The organism is Nocardioides endophyticus, assembly GCF_039543845.1.
GTDB lineage: Bacteria > Actinomycetota > Actinomycetes > Propionibacteriales > Nocardioidaceae > Nocardioides > Nocardioides endophyticus.
This window is the reverse complement of record NZ_BAABKN010000023.1, coordinates 379,409-405,160: the sequence shown is the minus strand read 5'-3', so window position 1 is coordinate 405,160 and position 25,752 is coordinate 379,409. Positions and strand designations below refer to the sequence as shown.

The 25,752-nt window shown below is 70.7% G+C and carries 20 protein-coding genes; 8 read left to right on the top strand and 12 right to left on the bottom strand.

The features are described 5' to 3' along the window. Window positions 1-34: 34 nt before the first annotated feature. Window positions 35-781 carry an enoyl-CoA hydratase-related protein gene (locus ABEA33_RS19060; RefSeq protein WP_345528513.1) on the bottom strand — a complete coding sequence of 249 codons (747 nt, stop codon included), beginning with the start codon at window positions 779-781 and terminating at the stop codon, window positions 35-37. A 43-nt stretch (window positions 782-824) separates the two neighbouring features. Continuing rightward, window positions 825-5,705: a beta strand repeat-containing protein gene (locus tag ABEA33_RS19055; RefSeq protein ID WP_345528512.1), complete on the bottom strand. Its 4,881-nt coding sequence runs from the start codon at window positions 5,703-5,705 to the stop codon at window positions 825-827. 271 nt (window positions 5,706-5,976) lie between these two features. Here ABEA33_RS19055 and sigK point away from each other — a divergent pair, with 271 nt between their 5' ends. From sigK to ABEA33_RS19030, 5 genes are all read left to right on the top strand, one after another. Continuing rightward, the gene (sigK, locus tag ABEA33_RS19050; RefSeq protein WP_345528511.1) at window positions 5,977-6,588 is read left to right on the top strand and encodes an ECF RNA polymerase sigma factor SigK; all 612 of its coding nucleotides are present in this window, start codon (window positions 5,977-5,979) and stop codon (window positions 6,586-6,588) included. A gap of 67 nt (window positions 6,589-6,655) precedes the next feature. After that, the gene (locus ABEA33_RS19045; protein WP_345528510.1) at window positions 6,656-7,390 is read left to right on the top strand and encodes an anti-sigma factor; all 735 of its coding nucleotides are present in this window, start codon (window positions 6,656-6,658) and stop codon (window positions 7,388-7,390) included. Next, complete coding sequence (locus ABEA33_RS19040) at window positions 7,387-9,360, top strand: FAD-dependent oxidoreductase (RefSeq protein ID WP_345528508.1); 1,974 nt, start codon at window positions 7,387-7,389, stop codon at window positions 9,358-9,360. The genes ABEA33_RS19045 and ABEA33_RS19040 overlap by 4 nt, the downstream gene beginning before the upstream one ends. After that, entirely contained in the window at window positions 9,357-10,586 is a 1,230-nt protein-coding gene (locus ABEA33_RS19035) for a class I SAM-dependent methyltransferase (RefSeq protein ID WP_345528507.1), read from the top strand. The genes ABEA33_RS19040 and ABEA33_RS19035 overlap by 4 nt, the downstream gene beginning before the upstream one ends. Further along, window positions 10,579-11,379, top strand: a complete 801-nt coding sequence (locus tag ABEA33_RS19030) for a DUF1295 domain-containing protein (protein WP_345528506.1) — start codon at window positions 10,579-10,581, stop codon at window positions 11,377-11,379. The genes ABEA33_RS19035 and ABEA33_RS19030 overlap by 8 nt, the downstream gene beginning before the upstream one ends. A 621-nt stretch (window positions 11,380-12,000) precedes the next feature. On the opposite strand, the gene ABEA33_RS19025 is transcribed toward ABEA33_RS19030, so the two are convergent. After that, window positions 12,001-12,384, bottom strand: a complete 384-nt coding sequence (locus ABEA33_RS19025; RefSeq protein WP_345528505.1) for a PLD nuclease N-terminal domain-containing protein — start codon at window positions 12,382-12,384, stop codon at window positions 12,001-12,003. A gap of 75 nt (window positions 12,385-12,459) precedes the next feature. On the opposite strand from ABEA33_RS19025, the gene ABEA33_RS19020 reads away from it, so the two are divergent. Next, window positions 12,460-13,020 carry a protein-L-isoaspartate O-methyltransferase family protein gene (locus ABEA33_RS19020; protein ID WP_345528504.1) on the top strand — a complete coding sequence of 187 codons (561 nt, stop codon included), beginning with the start codon at window positions 12,460-12,462 and terminating at the stop codon, window positions 13,018-13,020. Window positions 13,021-13,034: 14 nt separating this feature from the next. Here the strand turns inward: ABEA33_RS19020 and ABEA33_RS19015 are convergent, their stop codons facing one another. Further along, entirely contained in the window at window positions 13,035-13,655 is a 621-nt protein-coding gene (locus tag ABEA33_RS19015; protein ID WP_345528503.1) for a hypothetical protein, read from the bottom strand. Between the two features lie 126 nt (window positions 13,656-13,781). Between ABEA33_RS19015 and ABEA33_RS19010 the strand changes: the two genes are divergently transcribed. Together ABEA33_RS19010 and ABEA33_RS19005 are read left to right on the top strand one after the other, a co-directional pair. Next, entirely contained in the window at window positions 13,782-14,570 is a 789-nt protein-coding gene (locus ABEA33_RS19010) for a tyrosine-protein phosphatase (protein ID WP_345528502.1), read from the top strand. 16 nt (window positions 14,571-14,586) lie between these two features. Beyond that, window positions 14,587-16,047: a glycosyltransferase family 39 protein gene (locus tag ABEA33_RS19005; RefSeq protein ID WP_345528501.1), complete on the top strand. Its 1,461-nt coding sequence runs from the start codon at window positions 14,587-14,589 to the stop codon at window positions 16,045-16,047. On the opposite strand, the gene ABEA33_RS19000 is transcribed toward ABEA33_RS19005, so the two are convergent. Genes ABEA33_RS19000 through ABEA33_RS18965 form a run of 8 tightly spaced genes read right to left on the bottom strand, consistent with a single transcriptional unit; the run spans window position 16,035 to window position 25,699 of the window. Beyond that, entirely contained in the window at window positions 16,035-17,057 is a 1,023-nt protein-coding gene (locus ABEA33_RS19000) for a YihY/virulence factor BrkB family protein (RefSeq protein ID WP_345528641.1), read from the bottom strand. The genes ABEA33_RS19005 and ABEA33_RS19000 overlap by 13 nt on opposite strands. An 18-nt stretch (window positions 17,058-17,075) precedes the next feature. Then, entirely contained in the window at window positions 17,076-17,852 is a 777-nt protein-coding gene (locus ABEA33_RS18995) for a carboxymuconolactone decarboxylase family protein (protein WP_345528500.1), read from the bottom strand. A gap of 5 nt (window positions 17,853-17,857) precedes the next feature. Next, window positions 17,858-19,132: a DNA polymerase IV gene (gene dinB / locus ABEA33_RS18990; protein WP_345528499.1), complete on the bottom strand. Its 1,275-nt coding sequence runs from the start codon at window positions 19,130-19,132 to the stop codon at window positions 17,858-17,860. Window positions 19,133-19,157: 25 nt separating this feature from the next. Beyond that, window positions 19,158-19,769: a hypothetical protein gene (locus tag ABEA33_RS18985; RefSeq protein ID WP_345528498.1), complete on the bottom strand. Its 612-nt coding sequence runs from the start codon at window positions 19,767-19,769 to the stop codon at window positions 19,158-19,160. 44 nt (window positions 19,770-19,813) lie between these two features. Next, a complete protein-coding gene (locus tag ABEA33_RS18980; protein WP_345528497.1) occupies window positions 19,814-20,983 on the bottom strand; it encodes an acyl-CoA dehydrogenase family protein in 1,170 nt (389 codons plus the stop codon). Next, window positions 20,980-22,980, bottom strand: a complete 2,001-nt coding sequence (locus ABEA33_RS18975) for an ATP-binding protein (RefSeq protein WP_345528496.1) — start codon at window positions 22,978-22,980, stop codon at window positions 20,980-20,982. The genes ABEA33_RS18980 and ABEA33_RS18975 overlap by 4 nt, the downstream gene beginning before the upstream one ends. Then, complete coding sequence (locus ABEA33_RS18970; protein WP_345528495.1) at window positions 22,977-24,581, bottom strand: acyl-CoA carboxylase subunit beta; 1,605 nt, start codon at window positions 24,579-24,581, stop codon at window positions 22,977-22,979. The genes ABEA33_RS18975 and ABEA33_RS18970 overlap by 4 nt, the downstream gene beginning before the upstream one ends. Continuing rightward, window positions 24,578-25,699 carry an acyl-CoA dehydrogenase family protein gene (locus ABEA33_RS18965; protein WP_345528494.1) on the bottom strand — a complete coding sequence of 374 codons (1,122 nt, stop codon included), beginning with the start codon at window positions 25,697-25,699 and terminating at the stop codon, window positions 24,578-24,580. The genes ABEA33_RS18970 and ABEA33_RS18965 overlap by 4 nt, the downstream gene beginning before the upstream one ends. Between the last annotated feature and the right edge of the window lie 53 nt (window positions 25,700-25,752).

The following is a 25,752-nucleotide window of genomic DNA, read 5'->3' as shown; positions in this document are numbered from 1 at the left end:
AACGTTTCAGCGAGTCGACAAGCCTACCCCGCGTCTACTTCTTCCGAGACAGGAACGTCGCCATCGCCTCGCGCGCCTCGTCGGACGCGAAGAGCCGCGAGGACAGCTCCGCCATCTCGTCGCCGTGGGCGTCGATGCGGGCGAGCAGGTCGCGGTTGAGGATCCGCTTGGACTCACGCAGCCCCTGGGCGGCGCCGGTCGCGAGCGATGCGCACACCCGGGCGACCTCGGCGTCGAGGTCGTCGGCCGCGACGGCCTTCGTCACCAGGCCGTACGCCGCCGCCTCGGCGCCGGTGAACACCTCGCCGCCGAGCGTGGTGAGCGCCGCGGCCCGCGGATGCATCCGGGCGTGCACGGTGAGCGAGATGATCGCCGCCGCGAGTCCGAGCTTCACCTCCGTGAGCGCGAACGTGGCGTCCTCGGCCGCGACGACGACGTCGGAGGCTGCGACGATGCCGATGCCTCCGGCCCGGACGGCGCCGCCGAGGCGGGTCACCACGGGCTTGTCCATCGAGACGATCAACCGCTGGAGCGCCACGATCCTGCGGGTGCCCTCGTCCATGCCCTCGGACGACGCCTCGGAGAGATCGGCGCCGGAGCAGAAGACCCGGCCCGCCGACGTGACCAGCACGACCTTGACCTCGGGGTCCGCCGCGGCGGCCTCCAGGCCCGCGAACAGCTCGGAGACGAGCTGCCGCGACAGGGCGTTGCGGTTGTGCTGGGAGTCGAGGGTGATGGTCGCGACCGCGTCGGCGACTGAGTAGTGCACGAGCTCGGGCATGCGGCTCATCCTGCCGCATGCCCGAGCCCGGACATCGATCCGGTCAGCGCCGCAGGCTGACTGTGAACGCCTTCCCGCCGATGCGCAGCGTGACCTTGCGGACCGCCTTCCCGCGCAGCGCCGTCCTGCCCGCCTTGGTCTTGACCAGCCTCAGCTTGGCCTCGGTGCCGGCCTCGACCGAGTAGGTCACCGTGGCCAGCACCGTGCCCTTCTTGACGACGTGTCCGTTCACCTTCGTCCGCTTCGAGGCGACGAGCTGCGCCCGGCCGGTGCAGTCCTCGGCGCCCGAGCAGGAGACCGTCGTGGTCACCGCGGACTTCGAGACCAGCGCCTTGACGGCCACCAGACGCACCGACGACGGCGCGGCAGGAGCGACCGGGTTGTGGGGAACGACCGGGCTCACCGGACTGACCGGCGAGGTGTCGACCTGGAACGCCACGCTCGACGAGTTGTCGTCCGTGGTGGTCTCGGCCGTGCTGGTCGAGACCGTCGCGGTGTTGGTGACGGTGCCGCCGGCGTCCGCACCCTTCTCGGTGCGGTTGGCCAGGCAGTGCAGGTAGAGGTCGGCGTCGAGCGGCTGGTCGGTCGGGTTGAAGAGCTTGAACACCCGGATGACCGGCCGCGGGTCGTTGCCGAGCACGACCAGGCCCGGGTCCACGTCGTACCCCGCCACGACGCCCTTGGCGTCGCCGGCGCAGCTCAGCGTGATCTCGGAGACCTGGCCCGGCCGGACCGTGACCCTCTGCCGCACCTCGTCGAAGCCGAGCTCGTGCTGATGCCCGTCGGCCTCACTGGTGAGCACGTCGAGGCACCGGAGGGTGAAGGTGCCCGCCGAGGCGCCGCCGGCGTTGTCGACCGCGAAGGTCCAGCCGCGCTCACCGTTGGGGTACGACGTGACGACCGGCGCCGCATCGTCGAGCGCCCACCCGGGCTGCACCGGGACCTGGCCCGTGTCGCACGTCAGGGTGACGTCGGTGCGACCCGTCGGCAGGCTCCGCGTCTCGGACTGCTGGTCGCTGGTCACCAGCTGGTGCTGGTGGCCGTTGACGACCTCGCTGTCGCGGGCGACGCAGACCGAGAACACCTTGGCCTGAGCCCGGCCGGTGGCGTTGTTGACGAACCGGGCGGTCCAGCCGTCCTCCCCGACGGCGTGGTTGTCGGTCATCACGACGTCGGCGAGGGTGCCGGTGTCCTGGTCGACGTGGTCGATGCGGCCGGAGCCGTCGGTCGCGACGTACCCGGTCGGGCAGGTGACCGTGCCGGCCGCCTGGCTGCCGGGCTCGACGTCGACGTGGACCTCGGTCTTCTGCACGTCGAACAGGTGCTGGTGGTCGACCCCGGTCACCGGGAGCGGCGAGACTTGCACCCGGACGCCGACGGCCCGGGTCTGGCCGGCGACCAGCGTGCCCAGCTCGCAGCGCACCGTGCTGCCGGACACGGTGCACGGCGCATCGGCGGACTCGAGGGTGACCCCGTCGGGCAGCGCGTCCACGACGACCACGTCGTGGGCCGCGGCCGCGCCGGCGTTGGTGACCGTGAGGGTGTAGGTGACGACGTCACCGACGCGCGGCGTGGCGTCGTCGAGCGTCTTCGTGACCTTCACGTTGGTGACCGTCGGCTGCACCGGGGTGGTCGTCGAGTCGGTGTCCTGGACGGTGCTCCCGCTCGGGGCCCGGCCCGTCGCGGTGGCGGTGTTGTCGACCCGGCCGAGGTCCTGGTCGGCCGCGGTGATCGAGTAGGTCACCGGCGTGCAGTCGACCGAGTCACCCGGCTCGAGCGCGCCGTCCGGGCAGGTGACCGGGCCGACCTTCGGGTCGGAGACGGTCACCGGGTCGAGCCGGACGTTGCCGGTGTTGGCGACGTGGAACGAGTAGACGATCGTGTCGCCCTCATCCGGTCCGTTACCGTCGAGGTCGGTGACCTCACCGGCGGTCTTCACCAGCTGGATCGCGCCGGTGGCCGGCAGCTCCACGACGCGCGTGTCGTCGTCGCCGACCGTCTCGTCCGTCGGCGTCGTACCCGTGGCGGTCGCGGTGTTGACCACCGAGCCGTGGTCGATGTCGTCCTGCGTCAACACGTAGGTGCGCGGGTCGCAGGTCAGCGACTGACCGGGGGCCAGCGTCGTGGCCGGGCAGGTGACCTGGCCGACCTTCGGGTCGCTGACGCCGATCAGGCTCAGCGACACGTTGCCGGTGTTGGTGACCTTGAAGCCGTAGCTGATCGTGTCGCCGGCGTCGAGGCCGTTGCCGTTCACGTCGGTGACGGGGCCGGCCGACTTGGTCAGCTCCAGGGCGCCGTGCGGCGCGACCGGGGTGTGGGTCGAGTCGGTGGCGGTGACCTTCGGCCCGTGCGGCGGAGTGCCGGTCGCCTTCGCGGTGTTGTCCACCTTGCCGGCGTCGACGTCGGCCTGGGTCAGGACGTACGCCGCGGCGGTGCAGGTGGTCGAGGCACCTGGTGCCAGCGTCGTGACCGGGCAGGTCACCTGGCCGACCTTCGCGTCGGCGACGCCGACGGCCGAGAGCGTGACGGTGCCGGTGTTGGTGACCAGGAACGTGTAGGCGATGGTGTCGCCCTTGTCGGGGCCGTTGTCATCGGTGTCAGTGATCGCACCCGCGGTCTTGTCCAGCGCGATCGCCGGGGTGCCGCTGACCGGCGTGTGGGTGCCGTCGGTGTCGGTGACCGGCGAGCCCGTCGGCGGCGTACCGCTGGCGGTCGCCGTGTTGTCCACGGCGCCGGAGTCCACGTCGGCCTGGGTCAGCGTGTAGGTCTTCGAAGTGCAGGTCCGCGACGCGCCAGGCGCGAGCGGCCCGGTGCCGCAGTCGACCGCCCCGCCGAGCATCGGGTCGGTGACCGTGACCGGGTCCAGGGTGACCGTGCCGGCGTTGGTGACCTTGAAGCCGTACGCGATCGTGTCGCCCTTGTCGGGTCCGTTGCCGTCGGTGTCGGTGATCGTGCTCGCGGTCTTGTCGAGGACGATCGCCGGCGTGCCCGGCAGCGTGGTCGTGGTGGTGTCGGCGCCGGTCACCGCCGAGCCCGTCGGCGGCGTGCCGGACGTGCTGGCGGTGTTGACCACCTTGCCGGCGTTCACGTCTGCGTGGGTCAGGGTGTAGGCCTTCGACGAGCAGGTCCGCGACGCGCCCGGCGCGAGCGTCCCGGTCGGGCAGGTGATCGCGCCGCCGAGCAGCGGGTCGGTGACCGTGACCGGATTGAGGGTCACGTTGCCGGTGTTGGTCACCACGAAGCCGTAGGTGATCGTGTCGCCCGCGTCGGGGCCGTTGGCGTCGGTGTCGGTGATCGGGCCCGCGGTCTTGTCGAGGGCGATGACCGGGCGCGAGGTGATCGGCACGGTCACGGAGTCGTCGTCGGTGACGACCACGCCGTTCGAGCCCTTGCCCGTCGCGGTGGCGGTGTTGTCGACCTTGCCCGCGTCGACCTCCGCCTGCGTCACGGCGTACGTCTTCGGCGTGCAGGTGACCGAGGCGCCGACAGCGAGGGCGCCGGTCGGGCAGGTGATCGCGCCGAGCTTCGGGTCGGCGACGCTCACCGGGTTGAGCACGATGTTGCCGGTGTTGGTCACCACGAAGCCGTAGGTGATGGTGTCGCCCGCGTCGGAGCCGTTGCCGTCGGCGTCGGCGAGCGAGCCGGCAGTCTTGTCGAGCTGGATCGCCGGCAGCAGCGGGAGGTTGGTGAAGGTGCAGGTGACGGTGCTGCCCGAGCCGGCCGGCATCGCGAACGTGCCGGTGTTGCCCGTGCCGCTCGCGACCGTGGCGCCGCTGCCACCGGAGACGCACTTCCAGGTGGTCGTGTAGTCACCGAGGTCGGTGCCGCCCGCGGCCGTCTGGGTGATCGTGTACGTCGTGCTGGGCAGCACCACGACCGGACCGGCGACCTCGTCGTCGGTGCTCTGCAGGCCGGAGTCGGTGCCCGCCGTCGTGCCGGTGTTGCCGCTGGAGACGCCGCCGCCCGTGATCGCGACCGTGAACTGGTCGGCGTCGTCGTGGCGGCCCGAGGGCAGATTGACGTTGGCGCTCGCGGTGCTGGGGGTCGAGCAGGAGGCCATGTCGGAGAGCTGCAGGCTGGTCGACTTGGTCGTGACCGCGGCGCCGCTGGACGGGTTGACGCGCAGGATCGTGCCGCTGCCCGTGCCGATCACGAGGTAGCCGCCGCCGTCGAAGGCCATCGACGCGTACTGGCCCGAGTTGCCGGGCAGTGTGGCGAGCTTGGTCGAGGCGAGGGAGCGGGTGCCCGCGGTGGTCGGCAGCGGGCCGTTGACGCGGGCCAGCGTGCCGGACGCATTGGTGCTCGCGTTGCTGACGACGTACAGGTTGCCGACCGCGTCGAAGGCCATGTCGCCGTTGACGGACAGGCCGCTGATCGTCCCCACCTGGCCGATCGCCTGGTTGGTGCCGGTGTCGAAGGCGTAGAGCTTCCACGGGTCGCCGCCGGCGGCGTAGTAGTAGATCCCGGTCGCCGAGTTGATCGCGCCCGCGATCACGCTGCTGGCGCTGCTGTTGGACGGCGGGCTGTAGGAGACGGTGTTGCCCGTGGTGGCGTCGAAGCGCAGCACCTTGTTGGCGGAGCGGTTGAACGCGTAGGCGTACCGGCCACCGCCGCCCGGCAGCGCGAACGCGTTGACCGCGTCACCCGGGTCGGCGTCGAACGAGCCGTTGGAGCTCGATGCCCCGGTCGACGCCGTGACCTTCCGCAGCCCGTGCGAGTCCTGGTCGATGCTGTAGACGGTGTCCGTGGCGCAGACGAAGCTCGACGTCGAGCCGCCCCCCGAACCGCCCCCGGTGGCCGACGCCGGAGCGGTCGGCAGCAGGGCGAGGACCCCTGCGGTGAGACCGATGACGACCGCAGCGGTGCCGCCTCGTCGGGCCCGCGATTCCGGTTTCGCCCGGAAAATTGCGCGCGACAGTGACATGTGTCAGCCCCCCAGCTGTGTGCGCCCAGGTGCGGGCGGTTCGACCTGGGACAGTACGCGTCCGTAATGGCGTCCTGCCCCAGTTGCGGAAACCTTGCAGGTTTCCTGCGGAGATCTTGCCTCAGGGAGGCGGCGGCTCCATCCGATCGCGGCGGCGCCCAGGTCCATCCTGCAACAACAAATCCCCGAAGAAGTTGCCCGCCTGTCCAATCCGTTCGACGACGGGTACCGAACCACTCTCAACTGACGACGCGCGGGCAAGGATCGACACATGGACCACCTCCGACCGGTGAGCTCCGGGGAGCTCGACGGGCCACCCGGGGACGACGCCGGCGCAGCGCCCGACCTGGCCGACCTGCTGAGGCGGGCCGGTCGGGCCGACGAGGCAGCGTTCGCCCGGCTGTACGACGCCACCTCGTCCCGCGTCTTCGGCCTGGCCCTCCGGGTCGTCCGCGACCCGGCCCAGGCCGAGGAGGTGACCCAGGAGGTGTTCCTCGAGATCTGGCGCACCGCCGGGCGGTTCGACGAGACCAAGGGCAGTCCGTTCGCCTGGATCCTGACGATCACGCACCGCAAGGCAGTGGACCGGGTCCGGTCCGCCGAGGCGTCGACCCGCCGCGACACGACGTACCACCAGAGCAATCAGCCGACCGACCACGACACGACCGTGGAAGCGGTCCAGGCGTCGCTCGAGGCGCGCCGCGTCCGCGGTGCGCTGAAGACCCTCACCGACGTACAGCAAGAGGCCATCGGCCTCGCGTACTTCGGTGGCTACACGCACACGGAGGTGGCGACGATGCTCGATCTGCCGGTCGGCACCGCCAAGACTCGTATCCGAGACGGACTCATCCGGCTTCGCGACGCACTGGGAGTCGGCTCATGAGCACCCCACGAGACTGTGGCCGTCCCCCGCTCCGCTCCTCCCGTCCACACTTTCGAGGGGGCCCCGCATGACCACGCCGAACGACATCCACGCTCTCTCCGGCGCCTACGCCGTCGATGCGCTCGACGACATCGAGCGCGCGGGCTTCGAGCGTCACCTGACCGAGTGCGCCGAGTGCCGTGCCGAGGTCGCCGGCCTCCGCGAGGCTGCCGCCCTGCTCGCCGAGACCACGGCCACCGAGCCGCCGGCCGCCCTGCGCGACCGGGTGCTCGCCGACATCACCAAGGTCCGGCCACTGCCGCCCGAGACCCCGGCCGCCCCTCCTGTCCCGGCCCGACGCCAGGGACGCGGCGTCCGGCTCCTGGCAGCGGCAGCCGCAGTCGTCGTGCTCGGCGGTGGCGCCGCGGTGGTTTGGCAGCAGCCCTGGCAGGACAGCACCGGCGAAGCGCCGTCGGTCGCCGACCAGGTCCTGAGCGCCCCGGACGCCCGCAGCACCTCGCTCGACTTCCCGGGCGGCGCCAAGGCGACGGTCACCCACTCCGACTCGATGGGCAAGGCCGTCCTGGTCACGGAGAAGATGCCGCCGCCTCCGAAGGGCATGGTCTACCAGCTCTGGCTGGACCAGCCCGTGAGTGGCATGGTCTCGGCCGGTGTGATGCCGGTGAAGGCCGACCAGAAGATCATGCTCGAGGGCGACGCGAGGACGGCCGACGCGGCCGGCATCACCATCGAGCCGGAGGGCGGGTCCGATCACCCGACCTCCGACCCGATCGCGCTCTTCGACTTCGGGCAGGGCGCATGAGCACAACCTCCGAGCGCCGCGTCGCGGTCGTCGGCTCGGGCGTCGCTGGGCTGACGGCGGCGTACTTCGTGTCCCAGACGGCGTCGGTCACGCTCTACGAGGCCGACGACCGGCTGGGCGGGCACGCCGACACCCACCAGGTCGAGGACCTGGCGATCGACACCGGCTTCATCGTGCACAACGAGCGCGCCTACCCGGTGCTGCTGCGGATGTTCCGCGAGCTGGGGGTGGAGACACAGCCGTCGGAGATGTCCCTGTCGGTGCGCGACGACGCCACCGGCCTGGAGTGGGCCGGCGCGCTGGGTCGGCGCGGGCTCTTCCCCGATCGCCGCAACCTCTCGCGCCCGGCGTACCTGCGGATGCTCACCGAGATCCCCCGCTTCCACCGCCAGGCCCGCAAGCTGCTCGCGACCGAGGGCGCGGACCAGACACTGAGCGCCTTCCTGGACGCCGGCCGCTCCACGCCGTACTTCCGGCGGCACTTCATGGAGCCGCTGGTCGCGTCGGTGTGGTCGTGCGACCCGGCGGTGGCGCTGGACTACCCGGCCCGCTACCTCTTCTCGTTCCTCGACCACCACGGCATGCTCGGCATCTTCGGGTCGCCGGAGTGGCGCACGGTCACCGGCGGCTCGCGGACGTACGTCGAGCGGGTCGCCGCCACCATCGACGAGGTCCGCACCGGCACCAAGGTGACCTCGGTCCTCGAGACCGACGCCGGGGTCGACGTGACCGACGGAAACGGCGTCGTCACGACGTACGACGCCGTGGTGGTCGCGACGCATCCCAGCCACGCGCTGGCGATGCTGGCAGCGCCGACGACCGCGCAGCGCGACGTGCTCGCGGCGCTCCCCTACTCCCGCAACGTGGCACTGCTGCACACCGACGCCTCGGTGCTGCCGAGGGCCGAAGGCGCCCGGGCATCGTGGAACTTCCGGCGCCCGGTCGACGCCACCGACCACGTCACGGTGACCTACGACCTGACGCGGCTGCAGGGGCTGCCCACCACCACGCACTACCTGGTCACGCTCGGCGGCGAAGACGTCGTCGACCCGGCGACCGTCATCGACCGCATGGAGTACGAGCACCCGCTCTACACACCCGAGTCCGTCGCCGCCCGAGCTCGCCTGAGCGAGATCGACACCGAGCGAGTCGCCTTCGCCGGTGCCTACTACGGCTGGGGCTTCCACGAGGACGGCGCGCGGTCGGGACTGGCCGCCGCCGAGCGGCTGGGGCTGACCTGGGGCGAGCCTCCGACTGATTCCTCGGCCGGGGCCGCGACCGGCATCTACGCCACCACGGTCCGGCACACCCGACGTGCGCCGTGGAAGCGGTCGTTCACGCACCGCTCCCAGACCTGGCTGGTCGACCTCGACTCGCTGCCCGACCACGGTGTCCTCAACCCGGTGCTCGGCAGCTTCGAGGCGCGCGACCACCTCGGTGACCCGGACCGCACCATCCGGCAGAACCTTGCGGAGTTCCTGCGGCTCCAGGGCATCGAGCTGGGCGCCGGCCGGGTGCTGATGGCCGCTCAACCACGGGCTTTCGGCTTCTGCTTCAACCCGATCAGCGTCTTCTGGGTGTGGCCGACCGCCAGCGACCCGTGCGTCGTCGTCGAGGTCCACAACACGTACGGCGACCGGCACGCGTACCTCGTCCATCCGGACAAGCGCGGGCGGGCCACGACACCCAAGCAGATGTACGTCTCGCCGTTCCACGGCACCGACGGCACCTACGACCTCGCAGTTCCGGTGCCCGACGACCAGCTGCTGATCAGCGTCAACCTCACCACCGATGACGGGGTCCGGTTCAGCGCAGCGCTGAACGGGCACCGCAGTGGCACGAGTCCACTGCGTGCCGCCCCGGCCGCGCTCCGGGGCGCACTGCTCATCCGCCTGCACGGGGTCGCGCTCTGGCTGCGCCGGCTCCCGATCCGCCCCAGACCCGCACACCACCAGGAGGGAGTCCGGTGACACTCACCCCGACCCGCCCCACGCCCGGCGCCTGGCCCGGACTCGACGCCGTACCCGGCGGTCCGCGCACCGCTGTCTCCGCCGCCGTCGCGCGTCGGCTCTTCCTGGCCGCCGTACGCCGGCTGGCCGTGAGCGTGACCCTCGACGGCGACGTGATCGGCACCGGCGGTCCGGCGATGACCGTGCACCGGCCCGACGAGCTCTTCGCGCGACTCGGTCGCGACGGCCTGATCGGCTTCGGCGAGGCCTATCTCACCGGCGCCTGGGACGCCGAGGACCTGACGCCGTTCCTCACCGTGCTGGCGGCCGACATCGCCGACCTGGTGCCCCGCCCGCTGCAGCGTCTGCGTGGCCTCGTCCAGCACCGGATGCCCCAGCACCACCGCACCTCCAAGGACCAGACCCGCGAGCTGATCGCGCACCACTACGACCTCTCCAACGACCTCTTCCGGCTCTTCCTGGACGAGTCGCTCAGCTACTCCGCCGCGCTCTTCGAACGCGACCTCTCGCTCGACCTGGCGACCGCACAGCAGCGCAAGATCGACCGGCTGCTCGATGTGACGCAGGTCGGCGAGGGCACCCGGGTGCTCGAGATCGGCACCGGCTGGGGCGAGCTCGCGATCCGCGCCGCGGCCCGAGGTGCCACCGTCCGGTCGGTGACGCTCTCGTCCGAGCAGCAGGCCCTCGCCCGCGAGCGGATCGAGGCCGCCGGCTTCGCCGACCGGGTCCAGGTCGACCTGAGCGACTACCGCGACGTCGAGGGCGAGTACGACGCCGTGCTCAGCGTCGAGATGATCGAGGCGGTCGGGCACGAGTTCTGGCCGACGTACTTCTCGACCATCGACGCCCTGCTCGCCCCCGGGGGACGGGCCGGCATCCAGGCGATCCTGATGCCGCACGACCGGATGCTCGCGACCCGCGGCAGCTTCACGTGGATCAACAAGTACATCTTCCCCGGTGGGTTCCTGCCGTCGGCAGAGGCGATCGACGAGGCCACCACGGCACACACGTCGCTGCGGGTCACCGACCGACTGGCCTTCGGCCACGACTACGCCGAGACGCTGCGGCGGTGGGACGAGACCTTCCTGGCCCGTGCCGCCGAGGTGAAGGAGCTCGGCTTCGACGACACCTTCCTGCGGATGTGGCACTTCTACCTCTGCTACTCGCGCGCCGGTTTCGCATCCGGCTACCTCGACGTGGAGCAGGTGCTGCTCGAACGTGCCTGACTACCTCGTCGTCGCCGGGCTGTCGCTGGTCACGGCCGCGATCGTGATGACCCTGACCGCTGTCGCTGCGGCCCGGTCCGGCCACGTCTCCGTGGTCGACACCGCGTGGGGCATCGCCCTCTCCACGGTGTCCGTGGTGTGCGCGGCGTGGTCCGGGACCTGGCAGAGCTGGGTGCTGGTCGCCCTCGTCGGCATCTGGGCCGGTCGGCTCTCCTCGCACATCTTCACCCGCTCACGCGGCCACGGCGAGGACCCGCGCTACCTCGCCGTGCTGGGCGGTCCGCTGTCCGAGGTCGGGCTCGGCGTCGCCGTACGCCGCGTGTTCCTGGTCCAGGGTGCTGCCGTCTGGCTCGTCTCGCTCCCCCTCCAGGCCGCCGCCGTCGCCGACCTCTCCTGGACCTGGGTCGCCTGGCTCGGCGTCGTCGTCTGGGCCGTCGGCGTCCTCTTCGAGACCGTCGGCGACGCCCAGCTCGCGGCGTACAAGCGCGACCCCGTCCGCGGCCCCGTCATGGACCGCGGCCTCTGGTCCTGGTCGCGGCACCCCAACTACTTCGGCGACGCCTGCGTCTGGTGGGGCATCTGGCTCGCCGGCGGCCTCGCCTCCGGCTGGCTGGCCGCCCTCGTGTCGGTGCTCGCTCCAGTCGCCATGACCGTCTGGCTCGTCTGGATCACCGGCGCCCGCTTGCTCGAGAAGACCATGATGAAGCGCCCCGGCTACGCCGAGTACGCCGCCCGCACCTCGATGTTCGTCCCGCTGCCGCCAAGGCGCGCCCGCGCGGGACACCGGCGGTAGAGCAAGCGGCGGCCCGCCGGGACCCCGGTGGTGAGATGTGAGGCGCACTAGCGCCGAGCCTCGAACCCACGCGAGCGCGCATGCCTTCCCTCGCGCCCTCTCACGAGCGCCGCGCGCCGTCGTGGTTGCAGTCGGTAACGCGACGGACGGGATATGTGGTCACCGCCCCAGAAACCCCGCCTGGGCATGGCTGTGGCCCCGCCGGCGGTGCCGGCGGCTCAGAACCCTCTATTTCACTGGGTTCTGGGTCACGACTAGGTCACGATCCCGGGGCTTCATCCACACCACCGGGCATCGCCTGTGGAGGGCTAAGGACGAACGTACGAACAACCGAAAGGTCGGGCACCAGACGACCCGCCTGCGACCGGAAGCCCGGCAAGCAGCCGCCACCACCCGCCCGCCGTACCCGGCGTAGCTGCCTATCGGCGGCCAACCCGGGCGGACCCGCAGACCACGCCCATTGCTCTGCCTGCGCCGAGGATCGGGGGCCGCATCCTGGCGCCGTACGGAAGGACGACGAACCACCAGACCGTGACACTCATTGCCCTGCGCACGCTGCGCTGTTTCGAGGCTCGGCGCCAGCGCGCCTCCCACCTCAACCACCGGGGCCGACCGTCGGCACTACTCGGCGGTGCCGTCGGCCTCGCGCTCGCGCTTCTTCTGCTCGTCGTACTGCTTGCGTTGGGCCTCGGCGCGCTCGCGGACCTGGCGGAGGAAGTCGGCGTCCTGGTCGGGGTCGACGGCGGCCGCGCGGCCGGGGCGGTCGTACTCGGGAAAGTCCGGCTGGGAGCGTTCGTACGCCGAGCGGCGGGCGTTGGTCGACTCGGGTCGGCCGGCGACGATCCAGGCGATCGAACCGATGAACGGGAAGAGCAGGATCAGGATGATCCAGGCCACCTTGGGCAGGTTGCGGACCCGGTCGGACCGGCTGCCGATCGCGTCGACCAGGCAGAACACCCAGAGGGCGAAGGTCGCGATCCCGAAGAGAAGCTCGAGCTTGATCACGGCGAGATTGTGGCGGACGGCGGGTCCCGCCGTCTCCGATTTCGAATGGAAGAGCCGCATGGAAGACTCGGGCAGATGGGCGACCGGGTCTCGGACGCGTTCGCGGCAGTGCCGCGGGAGTGGTTCCTGCCGGAGCGTGAGCGGGACCGGGCGGCGTACGACGGCCCGATCGAGATCGGCCACGGACAGACGAACTCCCAGCCCCGGACGGTAGAGGCGATGCTCCGGTTGCTGGAGGTGCGCCCCGGCGATCGGGTGCTCGACGTCGGCACGGGCTCCGGCTGGACGACCGGGCTGCTCGCCCACCTGACCGGCCCCGAGGGCACCGTCCGGGGACTCGAGCTCGAGCCCGACCTGGTGGCGTTCGGCCGCGCCAACCTGAGCCAGGGCGACTGGCCATGGGCGAGCATCGACGCGGCCGCACCAGGCGTGCTCGGCGACCCCGCCGGCGCGCCGTACGACCGGATCCTGGTGTCCGCCGAAGCACGCAACCTCCCCACCGAGCTGGTCTCCCAGCTCGGTGAGAAGGCGCGGATGGTGCTGCCGGTCGCCGGCGAGATGCTGCTGATCCAGCAGGAGAGCGGATCAGTACAGGTCAGCCGGCACGGCCGCTACCGGTTCGTCCCACTGCGCTGACCCAGTGGGTGGGCTCAGAACGCGTAGGCGTACGCATCGAAGGTCGACCAGTGCGAGCCGTTCGCCGGACGCCAGGAGCCGACGACCTCGTACTCCGACTGCCAGTGGCCCTTCACGCAGATCGACGGCAGGCAGGTCTCGAACTTCCCGTGGGTCACCGGGATGTTGCCACGGTTGCTGTGATCGAGCGTGAAGGCACTGATCTTCCCGCTGCCGAACGACAGATGGACCTTGAGCCCGCTGTGGTCCCTGCCCATGTAGGTGCCGACGTACGGCTTGATCGGCTGCTCGAGGTAGACCGAGAAGTGGGTCCACGAGCCGCCCCCTTCGCGCCACGAGCCGGTGATGTGGTTATCGGTCACCCACATGCCCTTGGTGCAGAAGCCGCCGTGGCAGGTCTCGTGCCAGGCGCCCGTGGACACGTGGGCTCCGCCGATGACCTTGTGGCCGACGGTGAAGTGGGACATGTAGTTGCCGCTGAACGACAGCGTGACCATCCGGCCGCTGTGGTCGACACCGGCATAGTTCCCGTGTGCCGGCAGCACCGACTTCGCGTCGGCGCCGGAGGTGACGACCATGGTCAGGCCGGTGGTGATGGCGATGGCGGCCAGGACGGCCATTACCTTGCGCAGCATGAGAGAGCTCCCCGCTCGAGATGCGTCAGATGGACACAGCCCCGAGGCCGCGCCACACGCTAGGCGACGGAAGTCGTTCACGTGCCGGAAAGCCGGACGTATCTGGACCAGCCCTATGCTGCGGTCGTGAGCAACACCCCGACCTCCGACGCCACCGCGCCTCGCGAGTTGGCCCGCCTGGCCTCCGCCGACAACTTCCGCGACGTGGCCGGCACCGGCGCCGGCTATCCGGTCGCCGGCGGGGGGCGAGTACGACGTGGCGTCTTCTTCAGGTCCAATGAGCTCCAGCTGACGGCGGCCGACGCCGGCACCCTGGCCGACCTCGGGATCGCCCGCATCCACGACCTGCGTGGGCAGATGGAGATCGATGCGCACCCCGACGTCGAGGTCCCGGGCGCCGTCTGGCACCACGTCGAGGTGTCCGGCATCCCGATGGAGATGATCTCGGGGCTCGAGGACTCCGACGCCGCCGTGCGCGTGATGTGCCAGGTGTACGACGCGTTCGTGCGGGCGCCGGCGGCCCGCGCGTCGTACGCCGAGCTCCTCACCGACCTCGCGACCGGCCCGGTGCCACAGCTCTTCCATTGCACGGCCGGCAAGGACCGCACCGGCTGGGCGGCGGCCCTGCTCCTCGAGATCGCCGGGGTCGACCGGGCCACCATCCTGGACGACTACCTGCTGACCAACACGTTCTCGTCGGCGACGCGGGCGAAGTACCTGGCGCTGATCGGCGAGCACCTCGGCGCCGACAAGGTCGCGGTCTACGAGCCGACGATGATCGTCGAGCCCGCCTTCCTGCAGACGGCGTACGACACGGTCACCGAGCTCTACGGCTCGGTCGACGGCTACCTGCGCGACGGGCTGGGTCTGTCGGACGACGTCGTCGCCCTGTTGCGTTCCCGACTGGTCGACTGACGGTCACACTGGTGCGATGACCCGGGCGCCGTACGCCGTCCGCGAGGTCGCGGTCGTCGTGCTCGTGCAGGCCGTGGCCCTGATGGTGCTTGCGCCGTACTACGGTCCGCACCGCGACGAGCTCTACTTCGTCGCCGCGGGAGACCACCCGGCTTGGGGCTATCCCGACCAGCCGGCGTTCACCCCGATGCTTGCCCGCCTCGCCGACCTGGTCGCTCCGTCGAACCTGGTCGTGCTGCGCCTGCCGAGCGTCCTCGCGGTGGCCGCGGTCGTGCTGCTGTCCGTGCAGCTCGCGCGGCTGCTCGGCGCGGCCCGGGCCGGTCAGGTGCTGACGGCCGTGACGGTCGGGTTCTCGGCGATGGTGCCCGGCTTCGGCCACCTGCTGTCGACCGCGACCTTCGACCTGCTCGCCTGGACCGCAATCCTGGTGGTGGTCGCGCAGGCGCTGGTCGACGACCGGCCGAGGCTCTGGCTGCTGGCCGGGGTCCTCGCGGGCGTCGGCCTCAACAACAAGCACGCCGTCGTCTTCTGCCTCCTCGGGATCCTCGTCGGAGTCGCGTTGGTCCGCGAGACGCGGCCGGTCCTGCGCACCCCCTGGCCCTGGCTGGGCGGTCTGCTGGCTCTCGCGATGTGGGTGCCCAACTTGGTCTGGCAGGGCCGGCACGACTGGCCCGTGCTCGACCTCTCGGCCGACATCGCGGACGAGTACGGCGGCCTCGGCGGCCGTCTCGGGCTCGTGCTCCAGGCGCTGGTGATGTTCAGCCCGGTGATCTCCGCGGTCTGGATCCTCGGGATCGTCCGCCTGGTCCGCCGACCGGACTGGGGGCAGGTCCGACCGCTGGCGCTCGCCTTCCTCGTCGTGCTCGCGGTCTTCCTGGTGACCGGCGGCAAGGGCTACTACCTCGCCGGCCTGATCCCGCCGCTGATCGCGGCCGGCGCCACCGACCTCGCCGAGCGCTGGTCGACCCGAGCGGTCACCGTCGCCGGCGCGGTCCTGGTCGCCTCGGCCGCGGTCGCCTACCCCGCGGTCGTCCCGGTGGTGCCCGCCTCGACCTTCGCCAACTCGGTCTGGTCGGACATGAACGACGTCCAGCTCGACACCATCGGCTGGCCCGACTACACCGACCAGGTGCGCGCCGTGGTCGGCGGCCTCAGCCCCGAGGAGCGGCGTACGGCGGTGATCTTCACCGGCAACTACGGCGAGGCCGGGGCGATCTCCTGGTATGACGTCGGCCTGCCGGTCTACAGCGGCCACAACGGCTACCGGTTCTGGGGCCCACCCGCAGACGACGCGCTCCCCGTCGTGCTCGTCCTGCAGGGACCGCCGGACGGGTTCGACGGCTGCGAGCTGAAGGACCGACTGCGCAACGACGACGACACTGACAACGAGGAGGTCGGCGCCGGCATCTGGGTGTGCGACGGTCCGCGCGGGTCCTGGTCCGAATCCTGGGCGGGTCTCGCCCACTACGACGCGTGATCGGCCTGGTCGTCCTCTGACTCGGGGCGTCGCAGGCGCAGCTTCTGAGTGTCGGTGAAGGTGACCTCCACGGTCTCGAAACCCTTGTGACGTTGGGCTCTCGCGTATCCGATGTAGGCACGACGGTCGGCATCGGTGAGCTCGACGTTGTCCGTGAACGGCGTCAGCAGAGCACGCGGCCACAACCGGCGCTCGAGCACGACGTTCACCTCGATGCCGAGCACTCCCGCCGCCGCGGTCAGCCAGATGAGGCCGATGAGACCGAGGACCAGCGCGAAGGTCTGGTTCATGCCGACCGTCTCGCCGATGACGTTGGTGACATAGATGGTCCCCACCTTCTGCAGCCCGATCCAGAGCAGGGAGGCGGCGACGGCGCCCGGGATGGAGCCACGCCAGATGTTGTGGCTGCGCGCGGCCCCGACCCGGAACAGGGCCGTGAGCACGATGGTGTTGACCACCACGGTGAGCAGCGTGATCGGCCACTTGTACGACGACACCGTCTCGCCGAGCACCTCCGTGTTGGCCGCCAGCGTGGAGAGCACCGAGATGGTGAGCACGGCGATGCCGGCGGTGAGCAGCAGGAAGAGGCTCTTCAGCCGGAGCAGGATCGGGTTGGGCCTGCTGTTGCGCGGCACCGACCAGGCGATGTTGAGCGCGTTCTGCAGTGCCTGTCCGAGGCCCATCGCGCCGTAGAGCGCGACGAGGCCACCGATGACCACCACGGTGATGGAGCCCTCGATGCTCTCGGGCCGACCGAGCTGGTCGCCGATGATCGGGAACTGGGCGAGCGCCGAGTCCAGCAGCTCCTTCTGGAGCTCCGGGTTGCCCTCGAGGAAGAAGCCGAGGATCGACGAGCCGAGCAGCAGAAGCGGGAAGATCGCGATGAACGCGTAGTAGGTGATGATCGCGGCGAGATAGTTGCCCTGGTCGTCGAAGTACTTGTAGATCACCGCGATCGGATAGCCGAGCACCGACCAACGGCGCTGCACCCGATCGGCGCCGTCGATCATCCTGCCCACCGGGACAACCTACCGAGGTTCGTCCTCCACCACGCTCAGGTTGCCGTCGACATCGGTCGTGAAGAGCTCCACGCCGTCGGTGACGGCCGCCGCATCGGCCCCGAGGGCGACCGCGATCTTGTTGGCCGCGTTGCGGGCCACGTCGAGCACGACCTCGACGACCTGCTCGGGCGCGAGGTGGGCCAGCGCGTCCTCGGCCACCTGCCGCGGCACGAGGTACGGCGTCCAGATCATCGTGTCGGTGAGCGCGAGTGCGGCCTTCGTGGCGGCGGGCAGGTCGCTGCCGGCGAAGTCGTCGACTGCCTCGAAGGTCGACTCGTCCGCGCCCGCGTCGATGGCCGCGAGCGAGCGTCGGGACCTGCACAGGCGGCACTCGTGCTGGCGCGCGCCACGAAGCCGCACCAGCTCGGTGAGCACCGGGTCGAGCGAGTCGAGCCGCGCCACCTGGCGCATGAACTCCTCGACCAGCGGCCAGAGCTCCGTCGGCTCACCGACCTCGCCGGACCACGACCCACCACCCAGCACCTCGCCGGACACGCTCGCGATCCGCGGCCAGTAGTCGTCGACGTAGATCGCCTGGGTGACCTCGAACGCCGTCGGCCCGGTCGCCTCGAGGAAGCGGCGCCGCAGGTCGTCGTCGATGACCGAGACGTCCACCCCGAACTGGTCGGCGAAGTTCTCGACCCGGGGGTCGTCGAGATCGATGTCCAGTGCCGTGCGAGCGGCGTACACGGCGGACAGGGCAGCCGCGGCCTCGGGTGCGTACTGCTCGATCGGGTTGGACATGGCGTTCAGCGTAGACGCGGCGTCGGACGGTGCTGGCTCGGTCCGGGGCTGCTCGGACCGGGGTCTGGCAGCGTGGGCATCTCCAGGCCTGTGTGCCGGCCCACCAGGACGGCCCGCTTCACCGAGCTCGACCCGAACCGGTCGCGCACCCGGTCCAGCGCGACGTCGAGGCTGCTGGCAGCGGTCTCAGCGGCGAAGAGCGGCAGCTCGAGCTGCTCGTCGGTGCTCGCGTCGACGAGCCCGGAGATGGTGATGCCGAGCAAGGTGCAGCCGCGCTCCTCGATCAGCGGCCAGGCCACGTCGAGCAGCCCGCGACCGGTCTCCAGCCAGGCGGCCGTCGACGCGGTCGACCGCGGGATCGTCGACGAGCGGGTCGCGCGGGTGAAGTCGTCGAACCGCAGCCGCAGCGTGAACGTCCGGCCGATCCGCTCGCCGCCGCGCAGGCGCCGCGCGACCCGGTCGACCAGCCCGGCGAGCAGCGCGTCGAGGTCCTCTTGCGACTTGCGATGACCAGCACGCCCGATCGCGGCCTGCGAGCCGATCGACCGGCGACGACGCCCGACCTCGACCGGGCGGGGGTCCCGCAGGTTGGCGAGCGCCCACAGGTGCCGGCCGGCGGCCTTGCCGACCGCCGCGGTCAGCTCCAGCTCCTGGCGCCGGGCGAGCTCCCCGATGGTGCGGATCCCGTCGGCGTGCAGCTTGGCCGCGGTGATGGCGCCGACTCCCCAGAGCCGCTCGACCGGCAGCGGGTGCAGGAACTCCTGCTCACCGTCCGGTGGCACCAGCAGCAGCCCGTCGGGCTTGCAGACGGCGCTGGCCACCTTGGCGAGGTACTTCGTGCGGGCGATGCCCACCGAGATCGGGAGCCCCACCTCGTCGCGCACCCGCCGACGCAGCGTCGCCCCGATCGTCTCCGGGTCGCCGACGAGCCGGCGCAGCCCGCCAACGTCGAGGAAGGCCTCGTCGATCGAGATGCCCTCGACCAGCGGCGTCGTGTCGTCGAAGACGGCGAAGACCGCCCGGCTCGCCTCGACGTACGCCGAGAAGCGGGGTGACACCACCAGCGCGTTCGGACACAGCCGTTGTGCCTGCCGCCCACCCATGGCCGAGCGCACGCCGTACGCCTTGGCCTCGTAGCTCGCGGCGAGCACGACTCCGGCGCCGACGATCACCGGCCGCCCACGCAGCCGGGGGTCGTCGCGCTGCTCGACGGAGGCGAAGAACGAGTCGAGGTCGGCATGCAGGATGCTCGCCGTCTCGCTGCTCCGGATCTTCGCCACGCCCCATGATCGAACAGGTGTTCGATCAACGCAAGGCGGCGGCGATCCCTTCGGCCGAGCTGCTGGCGGCATCGAGCACGACCTCGACGGCCTGCGCGGGGGTGAGGAGCTCGTGGACGGCCTCGACGGTCGACCCGGGGATCGCGGTCGGCGTCCGGAACATCCCGTCGGTCAGCGCGAGCGCCGCCTGGCCGGCGTCGGTCTGGTCGGCGTCGAGGCTCTCCAGCTGCGCCACCGAGTCGGTGAAACCGCGGATCGCGACCTGTGTGTCGCCCACGGGGTAGCGCCGGCGACCGGGCCACTCGCTCGACGACCCGAACAGCGCATCCAGCGTCTCCCGGATCCTGGGTGAGACGTCGGAGATCCAGACCATGTCGACGACGGCCGCGGCGTGGTCGCCGGTGGCCTGCGCGAACCGGTCCCGGACCTCGGGGTCGATCCGGCCTGCGTCGGCACCGAACTGCTGGGCGAACGCCGCGACCTCGGGCGACTCCAGCAGCTCGTCGTGCACGCCGAGCGGCCGCACCGACACCAGCAGGCCGTACGAGGTCAGCACCTCGGGGGCGTACATCGCGAGCGCGGCTGCTCCTCCGCTGGTCCAGCTGTCGGCGCCACCGTCGTTCGCGTCATCTGTCATCACTCTCGACTGTGACAGACAGGCGTCTACATAGCCATGCCTGCTCAGTAGGACTTGGGCAGCCCCAGGGAGTGCATGGCGACGAAGTTGAGGATCATCTCGCGGCTGACCGGGGCGATCCGGCCGGCGCGGGTCGCGACCAGGAGGCCGGCCATGCCGTACTCCTGGGTGATCCCGTTGCCGCCGTGGGTCTGCACGGCACGGTCGGCGGCGTCGCAGGCGGCCTCGGCCGCGGCGTACTTGGCCATGTTGGCGGCCTCGCCGGCGCCCAGGTCGTCGCCGGCGTCGTAGAGCGCGGCGGCCTTCTGGGTCATCAGGCGGGCCATCTCGATCTCGATGTGCGACTGCGCCAGTGGGTGCGCGACCGCCTGGTGGGAGCCGATGGCGTCCTTGAAGACCACGCGCTCCTTGGCGTACGCCGTCGCCTTGTCGAGAGCGAAGCGCGCCAGTCCGGTGGAGAAGCTCGCGGCCATGATGCGCTCCGGGTTGAGGCCGGCGAAGAGCTGCACGAGGCCTCCGTCCTCGTCGCCCACGAGAGCGTCGGCGGGGAGCCGCACGTCGTCGATGAAGACCTGGAACTGCAGCTCGGGGCTGACGATCTCCATCGGGATCGACTTCGCCTCGAAGCCCTCGGCGTCCGTCGGCACGACGAAGAGGCAGGGCTTGAGCTTGCCCGTCTTGGCGTCTTCTGTGCGCGCGACGACGAGCACGTTGTCGGCCTCGTCGACGCCGGAGATGTAGATCTTGCGACCGTTGAGCACCCAGCCGTCGCCATCTCGGCGCGCGGTCGTGGTGATGTTGTGCGAGTTGGTGCCGGCGTCCGGCTCGGTGATCGCGAAGGCCATCGTGCCGGTGCCGTCGCAGATGCCCGGGAGCCAGCGCTGCTTCTGCTCCTCGGTGCCGTAGCGGGTGATGATCGTGCCGCAGATCGCGGGGCTGACGACCATCAGCAGCAGCGGGCAACCCTGCGCGGCGAGTTCCTCGCAGACCGCCGCGATGTCACCGATGCCGCCGCCGCCCCCGCCGTACTGCTCGGGGATGTTGATGCCGAGGTAGCCGTTCTTGCCGATCTCGAGCCAGAGGTCGGTGGTCTTCTCGCCGGCGCGGGCCTTCTCGGTGAACCAGTCGCGGCCGTACTTGGCGGCCAGCTTCGCGACCTGCTTGCGCAACTCCTGGCGCTCCTCGGCCTCGCTGAACCCGTGGGTCTCGGTCATGCTTCTACTCCTTCGACGACGGCGAGTACTTCTCCCGAGGCGACCTGCGCACCGGTCTTCACATTGATCTCCGCGACGACGCCGGCGTACGGCGCGCTCACGGTGTGCTGCATCTTCATGGCCTCGAGGACGAGCACGGGCTCGCCCGCCTCGACTGTCTGGCCGGTCTCGACCGCGACCCGGACGACGGTGCCGGGCATCGGGGCCAGCAGGCTGCCGCTCGCGACCGCGTCGGCGGGGTCGACGAACCTCGGCACCCGGGTCAGTCGGACATGGCCCCGCGGGCTGTCCACGTTGACGTCATACGAATCGTGGCCTGGGACGCTCACTTCGTATGACGTCCGGACGCCGTCGGTCTCAAGAACGACTCGATCCGGGGACGCCGAGACGACCGCGAGCCCCTCGACGATGTAGCCGTCGCGACCGCCGAACCACTCGACGGTGCATTGCTCGAAGAGGGTTCGCTGCGGCTGGGAGGTGACGTTGCGCCAGGCGACCGGGATGCCGCGCTGGACCGTACGGCGGGCTCGGGTCTGCTCGGCCAGCGCGATCGCCGCAGCGACAGCGGCGTCGCGCGGTGGTTGAGGTGCGAGCTCTGAGTCACTTCTTGGGAGCCCCGAAACCACCCCGGAGGACTCGATGAACTGGGTGCTGACGTCCCCCGCGAGGAACTTCTGGTCCCGCAGGATCGCCACGAGGAGGTCTCTGTTGGTGACGAGCCCGTGGATCCTGGCCCGGCTGAGCACGCCCGCCAGCTTGCGCGCCGCGGCTCGGCGGGTCGGGGCGTGGGCGACCACCTTCGCCAGCATCGCGTCGTAGTGCGTGGACACCTCACTGCCGGTCTCGAACCCGGCGTCCACCCGGACTCCGTCCTCGCGAGGGATCTCGAAGGTGGTGAGCACACCGCTCTGCGGCTGGTAGTCGGCGGACGGGTCCTCCGCATACAGGCGCACCTCGATCGCGTGGCCGACCGGCCGCGCGGCCATCCGGTCCTCCGAGGTGTCCTCGGACCGCTTCTCCATCTCTTCCAGCACCAGGTCGCTGAACCCGTGACCCTCGGCGACGTCGAGCTGCATCTCGACGAGGTCGATCCCGAAGACGGCCTCGGTGACCGGGTGCTCGACCTGGAGCCGGGTGTTCATCTCGAGGAAGTAGAAGCGATCGCGCTCACTGTCGACGAGGAACTCGACGGTCCCGGCGCCCCAGTAGTCGATGGCCTCCGCGGCCCGGCGCGCGGCGTCGAGCAGCTGTTCCTCCAGGGCGACGCTCGGAAGGGCGGGACCCGGGGCCTCCTCGACCACCTTCTGGTGACGACGCTGGACCGAGCAGTCGCGGGTGCCCAGGACGAGGACACCGTCTCGAGTACCGACGACCTGCACCTCGACGTGCCGACCACGCTCGATGTAGGGCTCGACGAACACCGTGCCGTCGCCGAACGCCGACACCGCCTCGGCGGCCGCCTTCTCGATCTCGGACGGCAGCTCCGCGAGGGAGCGCACGATCCGCATGCCGCGACCGCCTCCGCCCGCCGACGCCTTCACGATCAGCGGCAGGTCGGCCTCGGTCGGCTGCTCCGGGGCCTCGAGCAACGGCACGCCGGCGTCGCGCATCAGCTGCTTCGCCCCGATCTTGGAGCCCATGGCCTCGATCGACTCCGGACGCGGCCCGATCCACACCAGCCCCGCGTCGATCACCGCCCGGGCGAACTCGGCGTTCTCCGAGAGGAAGCCGTAGCCGGGGTGGACCGCGTCCGCACCCGTACGGCGAGCCGCGTCGATCACGAGGTCGGCCCGCAGATAGGTGTCGGTGGGCGCGTTGCCCGGCAGATGTACGACGTGGTCGGCCTCGCGCACGTAGGGCAGCTCGGCGTCGGCGTCGGAGTGGATCGCCACGGTCTCGATGCCGAGCGAGCGACACGTGCGGAAGACCCGCGAGGCGATCTCGGCCCGGTTGGCGACGAGCACCCGCTGCAGGGGGGTCGTTCCGATGGTGGTCATGGGCGGAACACCCCGAATCGGTCGGTGCCGGCGTACGGCTTGTTCTCGATGACGGACAGGCAGATGCCGAGGACCGTGCGGGTGTCCCGCGGGTCGATCACCCCGTCGTCGTACAGCATCCCGGAGAGGAAGTGCGGCATCGACTGCGCCTCGATCTGCGTCTCGACGATCTCCTTGACGCCCTTGAACCCCTCGGCGTCGAAGGTCTGGCCCTTGGACTCCGCCGACTGCTGCGCGACGATCTCGAGCACGCCGGCGAGCTGGGCCGGGCCCATGACGGCGGACTTCGCGGACGGCCAGGTGAAGAGGAAGCGCGGGTCGAAGGCGCGACCGTTCATGCCGTAGTTGCCGGCGCCGTACGACGCCCCCATGATCACGCTGAGGTGCGGGACCGTGGAGTTGCTGATCGCGTTGATCATCATCGCGCCGTGCTTGATGATCCCGCCCTGCTCGTACTCCTTGCCGACCATGTAGCCGGTGGTGTTGTGCAGGAAGAGCAGCGGGGTGTCGGTCTGGTTGGCCAGCTGGACGAACTGCGTGGCCTTCTGCGCCTCCTGGGAGAACAACACGCCCTGCGCGTTGGCGAGGATGCCGAGCGGGCGGCCGTGCAGCCGCGCCCATCCGGTCACCAACGACGGGCCGTAGAGCGGCTTGAACTCGTCGAACACGACGCCGTTGGTCTCACTGACGCCGTCGCAGATCCGTCGGATCACCTCACGGGGGTCGAACGGCTCCTTGAGGTCGCCCGGGATCAGGTCGAGCAGGTCGTCGGGGTCCTCGTCGGGCTCGGCGTACTCGAGGACGTCATACGGATGGTGTGTCCCCTTGCTCTGTCCGTATGACGTCCCGCGCTTGCGCCAGTTCAATCGAGCAACGATCCGCCGCCCGATCCGGATGGCGTCGAGCTCGTCCTCGGCGAGGTGGTCGGCGAGGCCCGACGTACGCGCATGCATCTCGGCGCCGCCGAGCGACTCGTCGTCGGACTCCTCCCCGGTCGCCATCTTGACCAGCGGCGGGCCGCCGAGGAACACCTTGGCAGCGCCGCGCACCATCACCGTGTAGTCGGACATGCCGGGCACGTAGGCGCCGCCGGCAGTCGAGTTGCCGAAGACCAGCGCGATCGTGGGCTCCTTGCGGGCACTCGCGCGGGTGATGTCGCGGAACAGCTTGCCGCCCGGGATGAAGATCTCCTTCTGGGTCGGCAGGTCCGCACCGCCGGACTCGACCAGCGAGACCGTGGGCAGCCCGTTCTCCTCGGCGATCTGCGAGGCCCGGAAGATCTTCTTCACCGTCCAGGGGTTGCTCGCGCCACCCTTCACGGTCGGGTCGTTGGCGGTGATCATGCACTCGACGCCCTCGATCACGCCGATGCCGGTGACCACGCTGGCGCCGACGGTGAAGTCGGACCCCCAGCCCGCCAACGGCGAGAGCTCGAGGAAGGCCGACCCCTCGTCGACGAGCAGCTCGATCCGCTCGCGAGGCAGCAGCTTGCCGCGCTTGTGGTGCCGATCGACGGACCGCTCACCTCCACCGGCAACCGCCTTCGCGTGCTCGGTGTCGAGGTCGGCGAGCTTCTCCAGCATCGCTTCTCTGTTGGTCATGACGCGTAGCCCAAGAGCTTCGCGGCCAGGTCGGTGAGCACCTCCGACGCTCCTCCTCCGATCGGCAGGATCCGGGCGTCGCGGTAGTGCCGCTCCACCTCGGTCCCGTGCATGTATCCCGTCCCGCCGTGCAGCTGGACGGCCTGGTCGCAGACGTACGTCGCGCAGTCGACCGCGGTCTGCTTCGCCAGACAGGCCTCGGCGATGACGTCCTCACCGGCGGCATGACGACGGGCGACCTCGCGGGTGTAGGTCCGCGCCACCTCGACCTGACGACGCATCTCGACGAGCTGGTGCCGCACGACCTGCCGGCTGATCAGCGGCCTGCCGAAGGTCTCACGGTCACGGCAGTACGCCGCAGTGAGCTCGAGCGAGCGCCCTGCGATGCCATAGGCATGGACCGCCAGCGCCAGCCGCTCCACGACGAACTGCGCGGCGATCTGCCGGAAGCCCGAGTTCTCGTCGCCGACCAGGTTGGCGACCGGCACCCGCACGTCGACGTACGACAGCTCGGCGGTGTCGGAGCAGTGCCAGCCCATCTTGCGCAGCGACCGGTCGGCAGTGAAGCCGGGCGTGCCCTTCTCGACGACGAGCAGGCTGACGCCACCCGCGCCGGGGCCACCGGTGCGGACCGCGGTGGTCACGAAGTCGGCGCGCACGCCGCTGGTGATGAACGTCTTCGCGCCGTTGACGATGTAGTGACCACCGTCCCGTACGGCGGTCGTGGTGATGCCGCCGACGTCGGAGCCGCCGCCGGGCTCGGTGATGCCGAGCGCGCCGATCGTCTCTCCGGCCAGCGTCGGGCGGACGAACCGGTCGATCAGGTCCGCGTTGCTCGAGGCCGCGATGTGTGGCAGCGCGATGCCGCCGGTGAAGAGCGCGGCCATGAAGCCGCTGGACGCGCCGGCCTCGAACATGCCCTCCTGCAGGTCCACCGAGTCGAGCACGTCGCCGCCTTCGCCGCCGACGTCCTCCGGGACCGAGATGCCGAGGAGGCCCTGCTTCGCGGCCGTGTGGTGGAGAGATCGCGGGACCTCGCCGGCGTCCTCCCACTCCTGGAGATGGGGTGCGACCTCGCGGCGTACGAACTCGGCCCCCAGGGCGTGGAGGTCAGTCATCGTGCGGCTCCTGGGGCGGCGGCGGTGCTGCTGCTGTTTCATCAAGGTATGAA

Bases quoted from the DNA above. Each gene is read 5' to 3' on its own strand.
- ABEA33_RS19060 (WP_345528513.1), bottom strand. From the start codon at position 781: ATGCCCGAGCTCGTGCACTACTCAGTCGCCGACGCGGTCGCGACCATC.
- ABEA33_RS19055 (WP_345528512.1), bottom strand. From the start codon at position 5,705: ATGTCACTGTCGCGCGCAATTTTCCGGGCGAAACCGGAATCGCGGGCC.
- sigK (WP_345528511.1), top strand. From the start codon at position 5,977: ATGGACCACCTCCGACCGGTGAGCTCCGGGGAGCTCGACGGGCCACCC.
- ABEA33_RS19045 (WP_345528510.1), top strand. From the start codon at position 6,656: ATGACCACGCCGAACGACATCCACGCTCTCTCCGGCGCCTACGCCGTC.
- ABEA33_RS19040 (WP_345528508.1), top strand. From the start codon at position 7,387: ATGAGCACAACCTCCGAGCGCCGCGTCGCGGTCGTCGGCTCGGGCGTC.
- ABEA33_RS19020 (WP_345528504.1), top strand. From the start codon at position 12,460: ATGGGCGACCGGGTCTCGGACGCGTTCGCGGCAGTGCCGCGGGAGTGG.
- ABEA33_RS19015 (WP_345528503.1), bottom strand. From the start codon at position 13,655: ATGCTGCGCAAGGTAATGGCCGTCCTGGCCGCCATCGCCATCACCACC.
- ABEA33_RS19005 (WP_345528501.1), top strand. From the start codon at position 14,587: ATGACCCGGGCGCCGTACGCCGTCCGCGAGGTCGCGGTCGTCGTGCTC.
- ABEA33_RS19000 (WP_345528641.1), bottom strand. From the start codon at position 17,057: ATGATCGACGGCGCCGATCGGGTGCAGCGCCGTTGGTCGGTGCTCGGC.
- ABEA33_RS18995 (WP_345528500.1), bottom strand. From the start codon at position 17,852: ATGTCCAACCCGATCGAGCAGTACGCACCCGAGGCCGCGGCTGCCCTG.
- ABEA33_RS18985 (WP_345528498.1), bottom strand. From the start codon at position 19,769: ATGACAGATGACGCGAACGACGGTGGCGCCGACAGCTGGACCAGCGGA.
- ABEA33_RS18980 (WP_345528497.1), bottom strand. From the start codon at position 20,983: ATGACCGAGACCCACGGGTTCAGCGAGGCCGAGGAGCGCCAGGAGTTG.
- ABEA33_RS18975 (WP_345528496.1), bottom strand. From the start codon at position 22,980: ATGACCACCATCGGAACGACCCCCCTGCAGCGGGTGCTCGTCGCCAAC.
- ABEA33_RS18970 (WP_345528495.1), bottom strand. From the start codon at position 24,581: ATGACCAACAGAGAAGCGATGCTGGAGAAGCTCGCCGACCTCGACACC.
- ABEA33_RS18965 (WP_345528494.1), bottom strand. From the start codon at position 25,699: ATGACTGACCTCCACGCCCTGGGGGCCGAGTTCGTACGCCGCGAGGTC.